1 protein-coding gene is annotated in these 358 nt (G+C 68.7%); it reads right to left on the bottom strand.

Features of this window, described 5'->3' with window-relative positions; genetic code table 11:
- The coding region (locus HKX41_10715) for an amidohydrolase family protein (protein ID NNC24602.1) at positions 1–358 on the bottom strand (358 nt) is incomplete at both ends.

Genomic DNA, 358 nt, shown 5'->3' on the forward strand with positions numbered 1-358 from the left:
CGGCCGGCGTAGATGGTCGGCACGTACCAGGTGCCGCGCCGCTTCATCAGCGACATGACTTCCGGGCTCATGTAGGTGCCGTGCTCGATGCTGGTGACGCCGCCGAGCACCGCGCGCTTCATGCCTTCCTCGCCGTGCGCGTGCGCGGCCACGCGGTAACCGTAGTCCTTGGCGGTATCGACGATCGCCTTGACCTCTTCGACCGTGAACTGCGGCGCGTCGCCGGACTTGGCGTACGACAGCACGCCGCCGGTGGCGGTGATCTTGATGACGTCGCTGCCTTCCTTGTAGCGCTGGCGCACGGCCTGGCGGGCGTCGTCGATGGAGTTGATCACGCCCTCGGTCGGGCCGGGCGGGC

Origin of the sequence: Salifodinibacter halophilus, from assembly GCA_012999515.1 — a bacterium.
Lineage (GTDB): Bacteria > Pseudomonadota > Gammaproteobacteria > Nevskiales > Salinisphaeraceae > Salifodinibacter > Salifodinibacter halophilus.